This is a genomic window from Haloactinomyces albus, from assembly GCF_031458135.1.
GTDB lineage: Bacteria > Actinomycetota > Actinomycetes > Mycobacteriales > Pseudonocardiaceae > Haloactinomyces > Haloactinomyces albus.
Map to the genome: position 1 here is coordinate 14,806 of NZ_JAVDXW010000001.1, position 16,853 is coordinate 31,658.

Annotated in this window: 16 protein-coding genes; 8 read left to right on the forward strand and 8 right to left on the reverse strand. The window is 68.3% G+C overall.

Annotated features, from left to right (window positions below; all coding sequences use genetic code 11):
• Nucleotides 1-15: 15 nt before the first annotated feature.
• From JOF55_RS00095 to JOF55_RS00105, 3 genes are all read right to left on the reverse strand, one after another.
• Nucleotides 16-1,458: an amidase gene (locus JOF55_RS00095; RefSeq protein ID WP_310267599.1), complete on the reverse strand. Its 1,443-nt coding sequence runs from the start codon at nucleotides 1,456-1,458 to the stop codon at nucleotides 16-18.
• Nucleotides 1,458-2,438, reverse strand: coding sequence for a D-2-hydroxyacid dehydrogenase (locus JOF55_RS00100; protein ID WP_310267602.1), 981 nt, complete (start codon nucleotides 2,436-2,438; stop codon nucleotides 1,458-1,460). The genes JOF55_RS00095 and JOF55_RS00100 overlap by 1 nt, the downstream gene beginning before the upstream one ends.
• Nucleotides 2,439-2,651: 213 nt before the next feature.
• Nucleotides 2,652-3,653, reverse strand: a complete 1,002-nt coding sequence (locus tag JOF55_RS00105; protein WP_310267604.1) for an Lrp/AsnC family transcriptional regulator — start codon at nucleotides 3,651-3,653, stop codon at nucleotides 2,652-2,654.
• A gap of 145 nt (nucleotides 3,654-3,798) precedes the next feature.
• Between JOF55_RS00105 and JOF55_RS00110 the strand changes: the two genes are divergently transcribed.
• The 3 genes from JOF55_RS00110 (at nucleotide 3,799) to JOF55_RS00120 (ending at nucleotide 6,626) form a co-directional block, all read left to right on the forward strand.
• Nucleotides 3,799-4,497: a DUF5058 family protein gene (locus JOF55_RS00110; protein WP_310267607.1), complete on the forward strand. Its 699-nt coding sequence runs from the start codon at nucleotides 3,799-3,801 to the stop codon at nucleotides 4,495-4,497.
• 123 nt (nucleotides 4,498-4,620) lie between these two features.
• Nucleotides 4,621-5,331 carry a hypothetical protein gene (locus tag JOF55_RS00115; RefSeq protein WP_310267610.1) on the forward strand — a complete coding sequence of 237 codons (711 nt, stop codon included), beginning with the start codon at nucleotides 4,621-4,623 and terminating at the stop codon, nucleotides 5,329-5,331.
• Nucleotides 5,328-6,626: an amidohydrolase gene (locus JOF55_RS00120; RefSeq protein WP_310267613.1), complete on the forward strand. Its 1,299-nt coding sequence runs from the start codon at nucleotides 5,328-5,330 to the stop codon at nucleotides 6,624-6,626. Before JOF55_RS00115 ends, JOF55_RS00120 begins: the two co-directional genes overlap by 4 nt.
• Nucleotides 6,627-6,801: 175 nt before the next feature.
• On the opposite strand, the gene JOF55_RS00125 is transcribed toward JOF55_RS00120, so the two are convergent.
• Nucleotides 6,802-6,984, reverse strand: coding sequence for a hypothetical protein (locus JOF55_RS00125; protein WP_310267616.1), 183 nt, complete (start codon nucleotides 6,982-6,984; stop codon nucleotides 6,802-6,804).
• A 16-nt stretch (nucleotides 6,985-7,000) separates the two neighbouring features.
• Nucleotides 7,001-7,216, reverse strand: coding sequence for a hypothetical protein (locus JOF55_RS00130; protein WP_310267619.1), 216 nt, complete (start codon nucleotides 7,214-7,216; stop codon nucleotides 7,001-7,003).
• 439 nt (nucleotides 7,217-7,655) lie between these two features.
• On the opposite strand from JOF55_RS00130, the gene JOF55_RS00135 reads away from it, so the two are divergent.
• The gene (locus tag JOF55_RS00135) at nucleotides 7,656-8,345 is read left to right on the forward strand and encodes a GntR family transcriptional regulator (protein ID WP_310267622.1); all 690 of its coding nucleotides are present in this window, start codon (nucleotides 7,656-7,658) and stop codon (nucleotides 8,343-8,345) included.
• A gap of 168 nt (nucleotides 8,346-8,513) precedes the next feature.
• On the opposite strand, the gene JOF55_RS00140 is transcribed toward JOF55_RS00135, so the two are convergent.
• Nucleotides 8,514-9,998 (reverse strand): NAD-dependent succinate-semialdehyde dehydrogenase, encoded by a 1,485-nt coding sequence (locus JOF55_RS00140; protein ID WP_310267624.1) that lies wholly within the window; start codon nucleotides 9,996-9,998, stop codon nucleotides 8,514-8,516.
• A gap of 152 nt (nucleotides 9,999-10,150) precedes the next feature.
• Between JOF55_RS00140 and JOF55_RS00145 the strand changes: the two genes are divergently transcribed.
• Together JOF55_RS00145 and JOF55_RS00150 are read left to right on the forward strand one after the other, a co-directional pair.
• On the forward strand, nucleotides 10,151-11,407 hold the full coding sequence (locus JOF55_RS00145) for an aspartate aminotransferase family protein (protein WP_310267627.1): 1,257 nt from the start codon (nucleotides 10,151-10,153) through the stop codon (nucleotides 11,405-11,407).
• 208 nt (nucleotides 11,408-11,615) lie between these two features.
• Complete coding sequence (locus tag JOF55_RS00150) at nucleotides 11,616-12,821, forward strand: LCP family protein (RefSeq protein ID WP_310267630.1); 1,206 nt, start codon at nucleotides 11,616-11,618, stop codon at nucleotides 12,819-12,821.
• 9 nt (nucleotides 12,822-12,830) lie between these two features.
• On the opposite strand, the gene JOF55_RS00155 is transcribed toward JOF55_RS00150, so the two are convergent.
• On the reverse strand, nucleotides 12,831-13,718 hold the full coding sequence (locus JOF55_RS00155) for a lysozyme (RefSeq protein ID WP_374727331.1): 888 nt from the start codon (nucleotides 13,716-13,718) through the stop codon (nucleotides 12,831-12,833).
• A gap of 327 nt (nucleotides 13,719-14,045) precedes the next feature.
• Between JOF55_RS00155 and JOF55_RS00160 the strand changes: the two genes are divergently transcribed.
• Nucleotides 14,046-15,776 (forward strand): ABC-ATPase domain-containing protein, encoded by a 1,731-nt coding sequence (locus JOF55_RS00160; protein ID WP_310267636.1) that lies wholly within the window; start codon nucleotides 14,046-14,048, stop codon nucleotides 15,774-15,776.
• Between the two features lie 130 nt (nucleotides 15,777-15,906).
• Nucleotides 15,907-16,569: a phosphoribosyltransferase gene (locus JOF55_RS00165; RefSeq protein WP_310267638.1), complete on the forward strand. Its 663-nt coding sequence runs from the start codon at nucleotides 15,907-15,909 to the stop codon at nucleotides 16,567-16,569.
• Nucleotides 16,570-16,599: 30 nt separating this feature from the next.
• Here JOF55_RS00165 and JOF55_RS00170 read toward each other — a convergent pair whose 3' ends face one another.
• Nucleotides 16,600-16,788 (reverse strand): hypothetical protein, encoded by a 189-nt coding sequence (locus JOF55_RS00170; RefSeq protein WP_310267641.1) that lies wholly within the window; start codon nucleotides 16,786-16,788, stop codon nucleotides 16,600-16,602.
• Between the last annotated feature and the right edge of the window lie 65 nt (nucleotides 16,789-16,853).

Here is a 16,853-nt window from a genome sequence, read left to right on the forward strand (position 1 = left end):
CGGTGGGCTGCGTTGCTAGGGGGTGGGTCGGTTCCAGGGGCGGGCTTGTTCGAAGGCGTGGGCGGCTTGCAGGACGCGGGCGTCGGCGTGGCGGGGGCCGATGATCTGCAAGCCGACCGGCAGGCCCTCGGAGGTGAATCCGCAGGGGATGCTGGCGGCGGGCTGCTGGGTCATGTTGAACGGGTAGGTCAGCGATGTCCACCCGGTCCATCGGGGGAAAGAGGAGCCGGGGGGCACTTCGGTTCCGGCTTCGAAGGGAGCCACCGGGACGGTGGGGGTCAGCAGCAGATCGTAGGTGTCGTGGAAAAGACCCATACGCAGGCCGAGTTGCATGCGGGTGTTGGTGGCTTCGAGGTAGTCCTGGGCGGAGTAGCTCAGGCCCTGCTCACAGACCTCCCGCAGTCCTGGGTCCAGCAGTGTTCGCTGCTGGCTGCTGAGGTGTTCGATGGATTTGGCTGCTCCGGTGGACCACAGGATGTGAAAGTCGTCGACGGGGTCGCCGAATCCGGGGTCGGCGGGTTCGACCGAGGCGCCGAGTTCCTGGAATACCTGCACGGCACGGGCGACGGTGGTGGCCACGTCGGGGTCGACGGTGGCGTATCCGAGGTCGGAGCTGAAGGCTATGCGCAGACCGCGTACTCCCGCGTCGAGTCCGCCTCGGTAGGAGGCGGTGGGTGGTGCCAGTGCGGACCAGTCGCGGCTGTCGGGTTCGGAGAGAACGTCCATCATCAGTGCCGTTTCGGCGACCGTGGTGGTGAGGGGGCCCGCATGGGCGAGTGTGCCGAACGGGCTGGCCGGGTAGTGCGGGATGCGCCCGTAGGTGGGTTTGAGGGCGCAGATTCCGCAGAAGGAGGCGGGGATGCGGACCGAGCCGCCTCCGTCGGTGCCGATGGCCAGGGGGGCCATGCCGAGTGCGACGGCGGCCGCGGCACCCCCGCTGGATCCGCCTGCGGTGCGGGTGGGGTCCCAGGGGTTGCGGGTGATGCCGGTCAGTGGGTTGTCGGTGACGCCTTTCCAGGCCAGTTCCGGTGTGGTGGTTTTGCCGATGAGTACGGCGTTGTGTTCGCGCATCCGCGCTACCGGTGGCGCGTCGACGGCCCAGGTCTGATTCGCCTCGATGGTGCGGGAGCCGCGCAGGGTCGGCCAGCCGCTGGTGAGGAAGATGTCTTTGATCGAGGCCGGTATCCCGTCGAGTGCGCCGTGGGGGTGTCCGTGGTGCCAGCGTTGCTCGGAGGCGCGGGCCTGGGTGCGGGCGGCCTCGGCGTCGATGAGGCAGTAGGCGTTGACGGTGTCGTTGCTGTCGGCGATGCGTTGCAGGGTGGCTTCGGTGGCTTCGGTGGGGGAGAGTTCGCCGGAGGCGAAGGCGGCCAGCATTTCCGTGGCGGTGAGGTCGGCTGCCGAGCGTGGTGTCTGCGGGGTGGTGTGAGTGGGGTGGGGCGTGTGTGTGGTCTCCGACATCAGGTGCTCTCCGATCCGCTGACGTAGCCGCGTTGCTTGTCGACCACATTGGCCGGGTCGTTGCCGTGGAGATAGCGGCGCAGGTTGGTGGTGAACAGGGTGATCAGGTCCTCGGTCCACCCGATGGTGTCGCCGGACATGTGGGGCGAGATCAACACGTTGGACATGTCCCACAGGGGGGAGGTTTCCGGCAGAGGTTCGATGTCGAAGACGTCGAGGGCGGCTCCGGCGATACGGCCGGCGGTCAAGGCCTCCACGAGGTCTTCCTGCACGACGAGTGATCCGCGGCCGACGTTGATCAGCCGTGCGGTGGGTTTGAACCGGGCGAGTGCGGTGGCGTCGATGAGACCGCGGGTTTGTTCGGTCAGGGGGGCGGCCAGGATGACGTAGTCGAAGGTGCCGAGCACGCCGTGCAGGTCATCGGAGGCGTGGACGTCGCCGAAGTCGGGGTCGTCGGCGCGGGCCAGGCGGCCGGCGCCGGAAACCGACATCCCGGCGGCGGACAGCTGTGCGGCGATGGCACGGCCGATGGGTCCGGTTCCCACGACCAGTGCCGCGGTGCCCTCGATGCGTTCGGTCTCGCGGTGCTGCCAGTGCTTGCCGTCCTGCAGTCGTATGCTGGTGTGCAGGTCTTTGGCGAAGGCCAGCACGGTGGCCAGGACGTATTCGGCCATGGGCCGGTCGAAGATGCCGCGCGAGTTGGTCACCACCACTCCGGAGTGGCGTAGCTCGTCGAACAGCAGCCGGTCGACGCCGGCGCTGGCGACGTGGATCCAGCGCAGGTCGGTGGCGGCGGGCCAGGCTTCGGCGACGGCCTCGGACAGGAAGTGCCAGACGAACAGGACGTCGGCGCCGGGGAGTGCCTGGGGCAGTTCGTCCTCGGTGGCGTAGCGAACGTGGGCGATGTCGTTGATGCCGAGCATCGCCAGGGGATAGGTGCCGTCGTGCAGGATGACGACGGTGGGTTTCGTGTCGGTCATGGTCTGCTTTCGCTGCCGGAAACGAGGAGGATGGGAACACGTCTGGCGGGCGAGGCAGGGATACGCTACGAAGACCCCGTAGGATTGTCAACAATCCTCGGCTTCGGCGCGTCGCCCTGGCGTTCGGCCACCGCGACACGTGGTGTCGCTTCCCGACCGTGCCGCCGGGTCCTGCGACTGTGGCAACCACCCCGGCGGAGTGCCCGACGAGGCCTACGGGGTGGCGAAGAAGGAGACGAAACCGGTCTGGCGGCCGTCGTGGCCGATGATGTGCCCGAGCCGTTTGGCGAAACGGGGCGTGATCCATCGGTCGAGGACGCGGGTGCCCGAAAACTGCGTGGCAAGCAGTGTTTCGAACTGGTCCAGATCTTCGAGGCGGTGCAACCACACCTGGGCGACGAGATTGGCCTCGCTGCCGATGGTGGCGCAGAGCCGGATCTGCGGGAGGCGGGCGATCGCGGCTGCCACTGTCCGCAGGTCCTGCTGCGGGACGTCGAGCCACAGCGTCGCCGCGACCCGCCAGCCGGCGATGTAGTGAGCGACATCGCAGCGTATCGAGGTGAATTTCGAGTCGACGAGTCGCTCGAGCCACCGGCTTGCCGTGCTCACCGAGCATCCGAGTTGTTCGGCCACGGCCGAAGCCGGGAGCCGGGCGTCGGGTCCGAGTATTTTCAACAGTTCGAGATCCCGGGTGTTCGGCCGTGCTCGGCCCTCGCGGGCGGAGGCCGGAGTGAGCTCACGCTGCTGCTGCGGGGAGAGTGCGTTCAGACGCCAGCTGGAGCCTTCGCGGATCACGGAACGGAAGAAGTGCGTGCGGGTCGCCCGGATACCGTCGATCGTGGCGATGGAGGTGACGACATCGTTGTCGAGATCGGCGATGCTCGGTGCCCGCATGGTCAGCATCAGATCGCGACGCCCGGATGTGGCATCGATATTCCACACGGCGGCTCTGCGCATCAGGTGGTCCATGACCGCCTGGCGCCAGCCGGGCAAGCACTCGACCTCGACGAGCGCTCCGGCTTCCCAAGCATGCCCCGTCCAGTCCTTGGTGTTGGACGGATAGCAGCTGAACCACGCCAGACCTTGCCTGCTCAACCGTGCCCAGCGGCGGGTCAGGGTTGACGCGTCGACATCGAGGATACGGGCAAGCCGCGCCCAGGTGACACGTGGCTGGAGTTGCAACGCGTGCACCAGGGCCAGATCCGTCTCGTCCATGGTCGAATATTCCTGCACCGCGCATATCCCAGTGGAATCTTCCTGCGATCGCAAGGAAGGAAACGGCATTTTCGGCATGCTGCCCGGAACCGTTTCGGGCAGCACCCACCGGCGCGCCCCACCAACCCACTACCGGAGGTCGCAGGTGAACACTCCAGGTATCGCGAGCTCGCCGATCCTGTGGATCGCCTCGCTCGGTGTCTTTGTCGTGATCGTGGTGCAGTCCTTCGCCTACTTGCGCGCTGCCCGCCGGGCGGCACCGGCGGTGGGGATGAGCCGCACCGAGCTCGTGGGGGCCTTCCGGACGGGGGCCTTTTCCGCGCTGGGCCCGTCACTGGCTGTGGTGTTCATCGCGATCAGTCTGTTGCCGGTGTTCGGCACACCCGCTGTTCTGCTGCGGATCGGGTTGATCGGCTCGGCCGCTTTCGAGGTGGTTTCCGCGCAGACCGCCGCCGGAACCCTCGGGGTCGAGCTCGGGGGTTCCGGCTACGACAACGGGGTGTTTGCGCTGGTGTTTTTCACGATGAGTCTCGGTGGCGCGGCCTGGATGCTCAGTACGTTGCTCTGTACGCCGATGCTTCGGCGCGCCGACCGCAGGGTCCGCCGGATGAACCCGGTTGTGATGACGATCGTGCCGAGCGCGGCGATGATCGCCGCGTTTTGTTACCTGGGGTTGGAGAAAGTGCAAACGTCGCACATCCACCTGATCACCTACGCCACCGGAGCCGCCGTCATGGCCGGTCTCCGTGTCGCCGCCGCGCGGCTGACGGTGCAATGGATCAAGGAATGGTCGGTGGGCATCGCCATGGCCGCGGCCCTGGTCGCGGCCGGCATCGCGCTGTGAGCCCGGTGCCCGGTTGGGCATCGAACGGCTGCGACCACGGTGCGGTTTCTGCGGCCCGGCCGCGTGCTGTCCCTGCGTGAGTCTTTCCGGTTCCGCACGGCGTTTTCCGAAGGAGCAATCCCCATGTCTTCCGATCCGGTCGTTCTTTTCCGCCGCACCACCTCCCGATGGGGACAGGGCACGATGCTCGCCGGGCTCGTGATCTCGCTGGCGGGCCCGATGTATCTGATGTTCGGCCTGGGATACTGGCCCGGATTCGCTGCGGTGCTGCAGGCGTGGGGCGCCCTGGCCGCCGTCTTCGGGGTGTTGTGGATCGTCGAGCCGATCACGTACTACCCGATGCTCGGTCCCGCATCGACCTACCAGGCGTTCATGATCGGCAATATCTCCAACAAGCTGTTGCCCTCGGCGATGGCGGCGCAGAATGCCGTCGGTACCGAGCAGGGCACGGCCAAGGCCGAGATCACCACCGTCATGGCCATCATCGGTGCGGCCACGGTGCATCTGGTGTCGCTGCTGGTGTTCGTGGGGTTCCTGGGCAGCTGGGTGGTGTCGCTGATCCCGGCGTCGGTGCAGCAGGTCTTCGACTACGTCGTGCCCGCGATTTTGGGGCCGGTGTTCATCCAGGCGGTCATGGCCGCACGGCAGCGGCGCACCGTGCTGATCGCGCTCCTGTGCGGTGCCGCGGGAAGTTTCGTGCTGGTTCCGCTCGTGCCCTCGACCTCCGTCTACGCCATGGCCGTGTGCGCCATCGCGTCCGTGCTGCTGTCCGTGCTGCTGCGCGACACGGCCGAATCCGCCGCTGAAAACGACAAGAGCGAGGTATCCGCATGACATTGTCCGAGACCACGGAGAGCACCACGGCAGGCACGGTCCTCGCTGGCCTGGAGGAGCTGCGCACCGATCTGCACGGCCTCTACCGGCATCTGCACGCCCATCCGGAGCTGTCGATGCAGGAGCACGAGACCGCACGGCTGATCGAATCGCACCTGGAGGAACTCCATATCCCGACTTTCCGGTGCGGTGCGACCGGCGTCGTCGGAGTCCTCGAGAACGGCCCGGGCCCGGTCGTGGCATTCCGCGCCGACACCGACGCGTTGCCGATCGTCGAGCAGACCGGACTCGACTACGCCTCGACGGCGACCGGAGTGCTGCCGGACGGCACCGAAACACCGGTCATGCACGGGTGCGGCCACGACACGCACACGGCATCGCTGCTGATCAGCGCCACACTGCTGGAGCGGTCACGGCACGCCTGGACCGGGACGATCGTGCTGATCTTCCAGCCGGGTGAGGAGACCGCCACAGGCGCCCGGGCGATGGTCGACGACGGGCTCTGGGACCGTGCTCCGCATCCCGAGGTCATCCTGGGCCAGCACGTCGGCCCGGGGCCTGCGGGGGCCGTGCAGTATCGGCACGGAACCGCAGCCTCGATGGCCGACTCGTGGCAGGTGACGATGTTCGGCCGTGGTGCACACGGCTCCCAACCGCACCTGTCCATCGACCCGATCGTGCAGGTGGCCTGCACGATCACGCGGATCCAGACCGTTGCCGCACGCGAGGTCGACCCGATGGACTCGGCCGTGGTGACGATCGGGCGGATCGCCGGTGGGATGAAGGAAAACATCATCCCCGACTCGGCGATGTTCACCCTCAACGTGCGCACCTTCGACGAGCGGGTGCGCCGGCGGGTCCTCGATTCACTGCAGCGCATCATCACGGCCGAAGCCACCGCATCCGGCGCTCCCGAGCCGCTGGTCACCGAGCTCTCCCGATTCCCACGGCTGGTCAACGACGAGACCACCACAGTCCGGACGATGGCGGCACTCGGCGAGTTCTGGGGCAGCGACAGCATCAGCGAGGGGCAACTGTTGATGGGCAGCGAGGACTTCGGGCTGCTGGCCGAGGCGATCGACGTCCCGTACTGCTTCTGGTTCATCGGTGGCACCGAGCCCGAGCTGCATGCCAAGGCCGAGGCCGAGGCCGAGGCCGAGGCCGAGGCCGAGGGGACGATCTCGACCACCGTGGCCGGCAACCACTCACCCTTCTTCGCTCCCGAGCCCGAGCCGACGCTGTCGCGCATGGTCGAGGCAGCCGTCGTCGGCATGTTGACGTTCCTGCAGAACTGAAGGGGTTGTCGGTCCCCTGGCCGGGGGCGGCAACCGTGCTGGTTTCTCGTGGCCCGAGGCGAGTGGGTGAGCGCAGTAAGGATGCTCGGCCGAGCCGGTTCCCGCCCGGGTCATCGGGTTTTCCCCGGCAGCCTGCTTCGACCCGGCGGAGCTGCTATCGAGGTTTTCTCGTCGGTCAGGTCGGCGTGGGCGTGGCCTGTTTGAATTCTCGCCACGTCAACAACGTCGCGGCGGCCAGTGCGATGAACCAGACGATTTGCAGGGCCGTCGATTCCCCGGCCACGGGTACTCCGGTGACGATCACGAGCATCGACAGCAGCTCGATCATCCCGTACTGGGACTGCTCTGTCTCGATCATCGGCTCCTCATAGGGCTCAGGAGGGCACGACGGGCGCGAGCCAGCCGTCCTTGGTGATGGCCCACTCGGCGCTGCGCCTCCAGCCGGTGACACGCAAGTTCCTGTCGACGTGATTCGAGTGGCATGTCGACGACAACGGCACGTCCGTGATGGGAGCGCCCTGGTCATCGCAGACGACGATGCGGGGTGCTCGGCCTGCGCTGACGGTCAGCAGGTGTGCGGTGTTGGTCATTCTGCTCGATGTCTCCCTTCCCGAGGCGTGCCGGTGTGGCGCAAGTTGGTGTGGTGGCATCGCGATACCCATACACACCGGTGCGTATGCCGCGGACGGCACACCGATCCGGCTGTGCTCGCTGCGCCTCGAAGGCGAGTTGTGCCGGTTGGTCCCGCCGGAGACCGAACGTCGCAGGATCTGTGCCCGGGGCCGGCCGGGCAGCGGTTTGCTGTGTCACCGCCGTACTACGAGAAGGTTTCATCTCAAGTGAGGATGTTGAGCCTACGGGGTAACATTGTCGACAATCGACCGACATCGGTGCTTGCGTGGGTGGGCCGGTCATCGCCATGCCCACGAGGGCGTGGCAGCGCTGTTGCGGCGCGGGTGGCCCGGGAAGGCCGCCGCCGGGACATCAGGGGAGACAACACAGCGCCCCGCATTGAGGAGATGGTGAAACGTGCTCGGAATCGACGAGCAGAATCAGCCCGGTGAGTTGGAGCCGGTCCAGCGCAAATCCACGGCGGCGATCGTGGCCGACCAGCTGCGGTCGGCGATCATGTACGGCTCGCTGCCACCGGGCAGTCAGATGGGTGAGGCGGATCTGGCCACCCGGCTGGGAGTCAGCCGAGGCCCGCTGCGGGAGGCGATGCAGCGTCTGGTGCAGGAAGGCCTGCTCCACAGCGAACCGCACCGGGGTCTGTTCGTGACCACGATGGATGCCGAGGATATCCGCGATCTCTACACTGCGCGGCTGGCGGTGGAACGAGCCGCCTGTGAACGCATCATCCGGGATCACCGGGTGGAGGCGGTGGCCGAGTTGACCGCTGCCCACGCCCGGATGGTCTCGGCGGCGACCACCGGCGACCGCAGCGAGCTCACCGATGCCGACCAGGAGTTCCACGAGACGCTGGTGCGAGGCTCGCACAGCCCGCGGCTGCAGCGGATGGCCCGGACACTGCTGGTGGAAAAGCGGATGTGTCTGACCGCGCTGCAGGACAAGTACCCGGCCGATGCGCAGGCCCTCATCGATGAGCACCGCGGTCTGGTGGAGGCGGTCGAGGCCGGTGACGAGCCGTTGCTGCTGTCGCGGCTGGAGGCACACATGAACGACGCGCTGGACCGTCTCAACGGTTCCCTGGCCGAGTAGGACGGCAAGACGTCTGCTTACCTGTCGAGGCAGGCGGTGATGTCGTGCCTGCGCGACACGCTGCGCGAGCTGCCTATGCCGAGTCGAGCAAACCCGGACGGCACGCGCAGCAAGTCCGGTTCGGGCTGCCCACGCTGGGCAGGGGCAGCCCGAACCGAGTCGGTGGCTTCACACACCACCGACGGCGACGTACTTGGTCTCCAGAAATTCCTCGATGCCGACCTTGCCGCCTTCGCGGCCCAACCCGGAGTGCTTGACCCCGCCGAACGGAGCCGCCGGATTGGACACCACACCCTGGTTGAGCCCGACCATGCCGGTCTCCAGAGCTTCCGAGACTCGAATCCCCCGATGGAGATCCTGGGTGTAGACGTAGCTGACCAGGCCGTATTCGGTGTTGTTGGCCTCGTCGAGCACGGCCTGCTCATCGGTGAAGGTGGTGATCGCCGCCACCGGCCCGAAGATCTCCTCGCGGGTCAATCGAGCGTCGGCGGGCACGCCGGTCAGCACGGTCGGGGGGTAGAAGTGGCCCTGGCCTTCGCCGCGTCGACCGCCGAGGACGACCTCGGCGCCGCGTTCGACGGCGTCGGTGACCAGCTCGGTGACCTTGTCGCACTGGTCGGCATCGATGAGGGGGCCGACCTCGATGTCGTCACTGACGCCCCGGCCGATCCGCAGGCTGCGCATCCGGTCGGTGAGTTTGCGGGAGAACTCCTCGGCGACGTCGGCGTGCACGTAGAAGCGGTTGGCCGCCGTGCACGCCTCCCCGATGTTGCGCATCTTGGCCAGCATCGCGCCGTCGACGGCGGCATCGACATCGGCGTCGGCGAAGACGAGGAACGGGGCGTTGCCGCCGAGTTCCATGGACGTCTTCAAGACCTGCTCGGCCGATTGCTCGATGAGCCTGCGGCCGACTGCGGTGGAGCCGGTGAAGGTGAGTTTGCGGGCGCGCGGATCGCGGATGACCGGTTCCATCACCCGGCCCGCGCTCTGGGAGGTGATGATATTGAGGACCCCGTCGGGCAGGCCCGCCTCGCTGAGGATGGCAGCCAGAGCCAGCATGGTCAGCGGAGTTTGGTGAGCGGGTTTGAGCACCATCGTGCAGCCGGCGGCGATGGCGGGGCCGATCTTGCGGGTGCCCATGGCCATGGGGAAGTTCCACGGGGTGATCATCACCGCCGGGCCGACCGGTTGGCGCATCACCAAAAACCGGCCCTTGCCGTTGGGGGCGACCGCATAGTCGCCGTCGATGCGCACGGCCTCCTCGGCGAACCACCGGAAGAACTCGGCGGCATAGGTGATTTCGGCGCGGGATTCGGCCAGCGGCTTGCCCATTTCCAGGGTCATCAGCAGCGACAGATCCTCGTGGCGGGCGGTGATGAGTTCGAACGCCCGCCGCAGGATCTCCCCGCGCTGACGGGGCGGGTGCTGGGCCCAGTCGTGCTGGGCCTGGTCGGCGGCGGCCAGCGCGGCCAGCCCGTCGTCGGCGTCGGCGTCGGCGACCGTGCACAGCGTCCGGCCGGTGGCGGGGTCCTCGACGTCGTAGGTGCGGTCCTGGCCGGCCGAGCACCATTTCCCGCCGATGAACAGTTGTTTGGGGGCAGCCTCGACGACGGTGGTTTCCCGGGGGTGGGATGGCTGTTCGTGCGCGCTCATGGTCGTGGGATGGCCCTTCTTGGCTCGGCGGTGGACAGGAAGCAACCGTGATGGTTGCATGTCAGCAGAAATTGTCAACAATCATACGGGTCGTGCGGTGGTGGGCTCGCGCGCTGGCGGCGCGGCCTGTCCGGGAAAGGTTGGAGTCGATCATGGCTGAGCTCTCGCCGGTACTGAAACAGGCCACGCCGGTGCTGGCCGCTCGGGGCGACGGTGTCCACCTCTACGATGAGGACGAACGCCGCTACCTCGACTTCACCGCCGGGATCGGAGTCACCAGTACCGGCCATTGCCACCCGCGTGTGGTCGAAGCCGCCCAGCAGCAGGTGGGTACCCTCATCCACGGCCAGTACACGACCGTGATGCACCGGCCGCTGCTGCAGCTCACCGAGCGGCTCGGCGAGGTCCTGCCCGCCGGGCTGGACCGGCTGTTCTACGTCAACTCCGGCAGCGAGGCCGTGGAAGCCTCCGTGCGCCTGGCGCGCCAAGCCACCGGACGTCAGAACATCGTGGCGTTTCACGGCGGCTTCCACGGCCGCACGATGGGTGCCGGTGCCTTGACCACCTCGGGGGTCAAAACCCGAGCCGGGATCGGGCCGATGATGCCGGGCGTGGTCTTCTCCCCGTTCCCGGAGGCCTATCGTCACGGGTGCTCGGAGGCCGAGGCGGTGCGGTTCGCCCTGACCGAACTCGACCATGTGCTGGCCACGGCCAGCGCTCCTGCCGACACTGCCGCGTTCATCGTCGAGCCGGTCCTCGGCGAAGGCGGCTACATTCCGGCGCCGCCGGAGTTTCTGGCCGGGCTGCGCGAGCGCGCCGACCGGCACGGGGCCCTGCTGATCGTCGACGAGGTGCAGACCGGAGTGGGCCGCACCGGCCGGTTCTGGGGCATCGACCATGCCGGTGTGCGCCCGGATGTGGTGCTCACCGCCAAGGGCTTGGCCAGTGGTTTTCCGCTGTCGGCGATGGCGGCCTCGGACGAGCTCATGGCGCGGGCCTGGCCGGGTTCGCAGGGCGGCACCTACGGCGGCAATGCCGTGGCCGCCGCCGCGGCCGTGGCCACCCTGGATGTCGTGCACGAGGAGGGGCTCGTGGCCAATGCCGCCGAGCAGGGCGACCGGCTGGCCGAAGGACTGCGCAAGGTCGCCGCCGAGCACCCCGTGATCGGCGATGTGCGGGGCCGGGGACTCATGGTCGGCAACGAGTTCACCACCGGCGACGGCAAGCCGGACACGGCCGGTGCCGCCCGGGCGCAGCAGGCCGCCGCCGAGCGGGGACTGTTGCTGCTGACCTGCGGCCCGCACGCCAACGTGGTGCGGATGATCCCGCCGCTGGTGGTGACCACCGAGCAGGTCGATGACGCGGTATCGATCTGGGCCGAGGCGGTCGAGGCGGCCATGACCGGGTGAGCGCCGCGTGTCTTCGGCGACCGTGGGGCTCGAGGGACCGGATTCGGGATCTGCCTTCCTCCGAGCCCTGTCCGGCCTGCGGTGATCGTCGCCGCAGGCGGACGCGCACCAGTGGGCCTGTGGGAAGGTGTGGCGTTTCTGGGATGCTTCCCGGGAAGGTCGGCATGGCAGACGATGCCGGCGAGGCGAATCCCGCGGGTGTGAGGTCATGAACGATTGGTCGGCCAACCAGCCGCCCCGAGGTCGGCGGCCCCGACCGAACCGGCCGCAAGGACAACCAGGACAGCCGGGGCAAGCAGGTTACGACTACTACCACGGCGCCGACCGGCCCCAGCAGGCTCGAACACAACCCATCCGGTCGCAGGGCGGTCCACCCCCGCCACCACAGCAGCCCGGCACGGCGCGGCCTCCGTCCACGGGGGGAACTCCCCCGTCGCCGCGGCCGACGACGAAGCCGAGAAACAAGCGGCGGTGGCCGCGCCGTGCCGGCATCGCGGTGGGGCTCGTGGTGGTGCTGCTGGCCGCTCTGGTGTTCTACGTCGACAGTGTGCTGCAGCGCACCCCGGCCCTGGCCGACTACGAGGGCCGCATCCCCGACACCCCGGGCACGAACTGGCTGTTGGTGGGCTCCGACAGCCGCCAAGGCCTCGACGAGTCCCGGCGTGAGGAACTCTCCGCAGGCGACGCCGGGGGACGCCGCACCGACACCATGATGCTGGTACACATCCCCGCCGGACAGGGTCAGCCGTCCCTGATCAGCCTGCCCCGGGATTCCTCGGTGCCGATCGCCGGGCACGGACGAGGCAAACTCAATGCCGCTTTCGCCTACGGTGGCCCGAAACTGCTCGTGCAGACCGTGGAGACGATCACCGGTGTGCATCTGGATCACTATGCCGAGATCGGCCTCGGCGGCTTCGCCGAGTTGGTCAACGCCGTCGGCGGCGTCGAGATGTGCCTGGACGAACCGCTGCGCGATCCGAAGGCCGGTATCGACCTGGCCGCCGGGTGCCAGCACCTCGACGGGGCCCAGGCGCTGGGATTCGTGCGCAGCCGCGCCTTCGCCGAAGGGGACCTGCAGCGGGTGGAAAACCAGCGCAAACTCCTCGGCGCACTGATCGGCAAAGTCACCAGCCCGGCCACCCTGTTCAACCCGCTGCGCATGTTTCCCCTGATTTCCGGGATCGGCGACACCTTCCTGATCGACAACAACGACCACATCTGGCACCTGGCATGGCTGGCCTGGACCATGAACGACATCAGCAGTGGCCAGGGCATCACCACCACCGTGCCGATCGCCGGGTTCGGCAGGCTCAACGGCCAGTCGGTGGTCAAGTGGGACTCGCCGCAGGCCTCGGCGATGTTCGAAGCCATCGCCAACGACCGGCCCATCCCTGCGAGAGTGGTGCCGAACTGACCGGCCTTTTCAGCGGGTGAATTGCTTGAGCTGGGCCATGCTGCCGTTGAAGGTGTTCTGGTCGCCGGGAAACGTTCCGTGGTCGTTGAACTGCCAGATGGTGTGGTAGTTCCACCCGGCGGGCAGCGCCCCGACCTCGGGCCCGTACCGGGCGACCCACAACGGGTGCGTGGCGGCGAAGCCCTCAGCACCACCGGTGCAGGTGTTCCACCAGTGGCGAGTGGTGTAGATGGCCGGATACCGACCCGTGCGGGCACGGTAGGTGGTGCTGAAATCGGTGATCCACCGGGACATCTCCTGCGGGCTCAGCCCATAGCACATGGGGCCGTATGGGTTGTACTCGATGTCCAGGGCCCCGGGCAGCGTGCGCCCGTCGGCCGACCATCCGCCGCCGTTGTCGACGAAGAAGCGGGCCTGGGCCGCCCCGCTGGAGACATTGGGCAGCGCGAAGTGATAAGCCCCGCGGATCATGCCGACCCGGTAGGAGCCGTTGTACTGCTGGGGGAACACGGGACTTTGGTAGGTGGTGCCCTCGGTGGCCTTGACGTAGGTGAAGCGCGCCCCGGCCGCCCGGGCTCGATCCCAATCGACGCGGCCCTGGTGCCCACTGACATCCATGCCGGCCACGCCCTCGGTGGAGGAAGCAGGCAACGCCGACCGGGGGCTTCTGCGGTGGCCGAGGCTGTAGCCGGCCCAGGCGCCATAGGGTCCGCGAGGATCCAGCAGCGGCGCAGTGCGCCCGGCAGCGGACCCACCGGACTGGGCAGCGGCACCGGTCACACCGGGAGTGGCCAGGGCGACCAGCATCGTCGACACGGCCACGGCCACCCGGCGGGTCGTGGACGAACAGCGGGGCAGCACTCGGGCGGGACGCGCAGAAGGTTTGATGCACGGCAGTACCACTCGGTTCGCCTCCTTGGAGGTCCGTTGCCGGGCCACCGCGCGGCGAACGACGTCGCCACCGCCGGCCCGTCACACAGAGTGAGAGATCATGTGCGAGGCGCAAGAATAACCCGATCTTGCCGGCTTCGCCGCGTGAAGCACGCCGGTGGCCGCCGGTGCCGGCGAAACCACGGCGGCGAAGGCATTTCCGGTCCTGGCCGCAGCCGCCGGCACACCGCACCATCCCGGTGGCCGCCGAATCGCGCTCGCCCGGGCCGGCATGCAGCGTGAGCTGCGCCTCGACAGTGGATATTCACCGCGCTGTCGGGTAGTTGTCGGGAGATGGCACAGCGAACAGGCAGTCAGGGCGGCCGGGGTGGCCGCGGCCCGAGCAAGACCGCAAACCGGCGTGATGCCACCGGTTTGCGCCAAGAACTGCGCGGCATGCACGGATCCAGCTACGGCCGGTACAAGTCACTGACCGGGACGTGGAACTTCGACGGTTTCACCCTGGAGGTCCAGAAAGTCCAGCCGGACCCGTACGCGCCTGCCAGCCGATGCCAGGTGCGGGTCTCGGCCGAAACCGCCGGGTTCCCCGAGAATCTGTGGTCCACCACGGTGCGGGCACGGGGCCTGGCCGGGGTGCTGCTGCGTGCCGTGGACCGGCAGTTGCGCAACAGTCACCTGCGTGTGGATGCCGGCCACCAGCAGGTGCTGGACCGCAGTGCCTGCCAGATCGTCGACGGGCAGGTGGTGGTGCGGCTGGGCATCGACCTGCCCGGCAAGGGACGCACGATCGACGGTAAGCAGGCCGAGCAGGCGCTGTGTGTCGATCTGCCCGAGGCCGTCGAGGCGGCGTTGCGGTGGTCGAGTGCCGACCAGCAGCGGGTACGTGACTTCGTGGAGTCGATCGAGGACACCGACGCGCTGCGCAGGCAGCTGCCCGAGCTGGGTCTGGTGGCGTTCGTGGCCGACGGTGCGGTGCTGCCGCGGCGCAGCGGTGTCGACGACCGCCCGCTGCCGGATGGGTTGGCGTTTTCCTCGCCGGACTCGCTGCGGGTGGAGGTCGATCTGCCGCACCGGGGCCGGATCAGCGGCATGGGGGTGCCCGAGGGAATCAGCCTCATCATCGGTGGGGGGTTTCACGGTAAGTCCACGCTGCTGCGCGCTCTGGAAAACGGTATTTACGATCATGTGCCCGGTGATGGCCGGGAGCTGGTGGTCTGCCGTAACGACACGGTCAAGGTCCGCGCCGAGGACGGGCGCCGCGTGCACCGGGTGGATGTGAGCCCGTTTGTCAGTCACCTGCCCACCGGCACCGACACCAGCGACTTCTCCACCGACAACGCCTCGGGATCGACCTCGCAGGCGGCATCGCTGGTGGAGTCGGTCGAGGCGGGGGCACGGGTGCTGCTGCTCGATGAGGACACCGCCGCGACGAACCTGATGATCCGGGATGCGCGGATGCAGTCACTGGTGGCCAAGGAATCCGAGCCGCTGACTCCGTTTTTGGATCTCATCCGGCCGCTGCACCGACAGCGAGGTGTGTCCACGGTGCTGGTCATGGGCGGCTCGGGCGACTACATGGATGTGGCCGACCGGGTGTTGATGATGGATTCCTACCGGGCCTACGAGATGACCGACCGCGCACGCGAGGTCGCCGCCAGCCCGACCGGGCGGCATGCCGAGGCCGAGCACTTCCCCGCACTGCGGGCCCGCGTGCCCGACCCGAGCTCGATCGGCACCGACCGCCCGAAAGTGCGGTCCCGCGGCACCGATGCGCTGACCCTCGGTGATTCCACCGTGGAACTGCGGGCGGTGGAACAACTGGTCGACCCCAGCCAGGTCACCGGGATCGGTTTGGCGCTGGTGACCTGTGTGCGTGCGGGGCTGTTGGACGGCACCCGCACGGTGGCCGAGATCCTGGATGCCTTCGACAGCACTGTCGACAAGCGCGGCATCGCCGCGGTCGACGATCGCTTTGTGGGCGACTTCGCCGTTCCCCGCCGGTTCGAGCTGGCCGCGGCGCTGAACCGGCTGCGCACCCTGCGCGTGGGCGCCTTCCGCCAGTGACGACCGGCGCGGACGGCGTGCGGGGCCGGGCCCAGGTTTCTCCCGGTCCGGGGCGGGGCACCATCGTGGCACCCGCGGTTCTCGCCGCGACCACGCTCACCCCGAGCGAGATTCCTGCAGGAGGCATCCGATGTCCGATCCGGATCTGCCTGAGCACGGCTTCACCGACCGGCGCCATGGCGGAGCTGTCCTTGCCGACTACATCATCGCACGGCCCTGGACCGATCCCGTGGTGATCGGCCTGGCCCGCGGTGGGGTGCCGGTGGCCGCGGAGGTGGCCCGGGCGCTGCGGGCCCCGTTGCGGGTGGGCGTGGCTCGCAAGATCGGAGCTCCGGGCCAGCCGGAACTGGCGTTGGGCGCGGTCACCGCGCACGGGCCTGCCACTTACGACCCGCGGCTGCTGCAGGCCTTTCACACCGACGAGGACGAACTCGCCTCCGAATGCGCCCGCGAAAAGGAGGAGGCCCGGCGGCGTGAGGAGCTCTACCAACGGGGTCCGACCTCGGTGCCGTTGGGCGAGCGCGATGTTCTGCTCGTCGACGACGGTCTGGCCACCGGCGCCACCGCCCGGGCCGCCGTGCGCATGGTGCGCCAGTACTCGCCCCGCAGCATCGTGCTCGCCAGCCCGGTGGGGGCCACCGAGGCGGTGACCGCCCTGGAGCAGGAGGCCGATTCGGTGCTGTGCCTGCTGCAGCCGAGCGCGTTTCGCGCCGTCGGGCACTGGTACGAATCTTTCCCGTCCACCGAGGACGCCGAGATACTCGAGTTGCTGCGGGAGTTCGCCCCGGGCTGATCCCACCCGGGGCCGCACCGGGGGAGGCGGTTATTCGGGGGTCTCGTCGGAACGGGGCGGAGTCGGGCGGATTTCGGTGTCGGGATCGTCGTCGGCAGGAGGTTCGGCATCGAGGTCCTCCTGGGAGCGGGTGGGGTGGTTGCCCTGCAGCAGTCCTTCCACCTCCTCTTCCAGCGCGTCGTCCTGGCGGGGATTGTGCTTGTCGCTGCCTCGTTGCACGATGGTTCTCCTTTCGTCCTCACCCGGGTGCTACCCACTTTCGGGGGTCACCAACCCGGGCGAGA

What these genes read in the sequence shown, in the direction of transcription:
- JOF55_RS00095 (WP_310267599.1), bottom strand. Translation starts at nt 1,458, where the DNA reads ATGTCGGAGACCACACACACGCCCCACCCCACTCACACCACCCCGCAG.
- JOF55_RS00100 (WP_310267602.1), bottom strand. Translation starts at nt 2,438, where the DNA reads ATGACCGACACGAAACCCACCGTCGTCATCCTGCACGACGGCACCTAT.
- JOF55_RS00105 (WP_310267604.1), bottom strand. Translation starts at nt 3,653, where the DNA reads ATGGACGAGACGGATCTGGCCCTGGTGCACGCGTTGCAACTCCAGCCA.
- JOF55_RS00115 (WP_310267610.1), top strand. Translation starts at nt 4,621, where the DNA reads ATGTCTTCCGATCCGGTCGTTCTTTTCCGCCGCACCACCTCCCGATGG.
- JOF55_RS00120 (WP_310267613.1), top strand. Translation starts at nt 5,328, where the DNA reads ATGACATTGTCCGAGACCACGGAGAGCACCACGGCAGGCACGGTCCTC.
- JOF55_RS00125 (WP_310267616.1), bottom strand. Translation starts at nt 6,984, where the DNA reads ATGATCGAGACAGAGCAGTCCCAGTACGGGATGATCGAGCTGCTGTCG.
- JOF55_RS00130 (WP_310267619.1), bottom strand. Translation starts at nt 7,216, where the DNA reads ATGACCAACACCGCACACCTGCTGACCGTCAGCGCAGGCCGAGCACCC.
- JOF55_RS00140 (WP_310267624.1), bottom strand. Translation starts at nt 9,998, where the DNA reads ATGAGCGCGCACGAACAGCCATCCCACCCCCGGGAAACCACCGTCGTC.
- JOF55_RS00145 (WP_310267627.1), top strand. Translation starts at nt 10,151, where the DNA reads ATGGCTGAGCTCTCGCCGGTACTGAAACAGGCCACGCCGGTGCTGGCC.
- JOF55_RS00150 (WP_310267630.1), top strand. Translation starts at nt 11,616, where the DNA reads ATGAACGATTGGTCGGCCAACCAGCCGCCCCGAGGTCGGCGGCCCCGA.
- JOF55_RS00160 (WP_310267636.1), top strand. Translation starts at nt 14,046, where the DNA reads ATGGCACAGCGAACAGGCAGTCAGGGCGGCCGGGGTGGCCGCGGCCCG.
- JOF55_RS00165 (WP_310267638.1), top strand. Translation starts at nt 15,907, where the DNA reads ATGTCCGATCCGGATCTGCCTGAGCACGGCTTCACCGACCGGCGCCAT.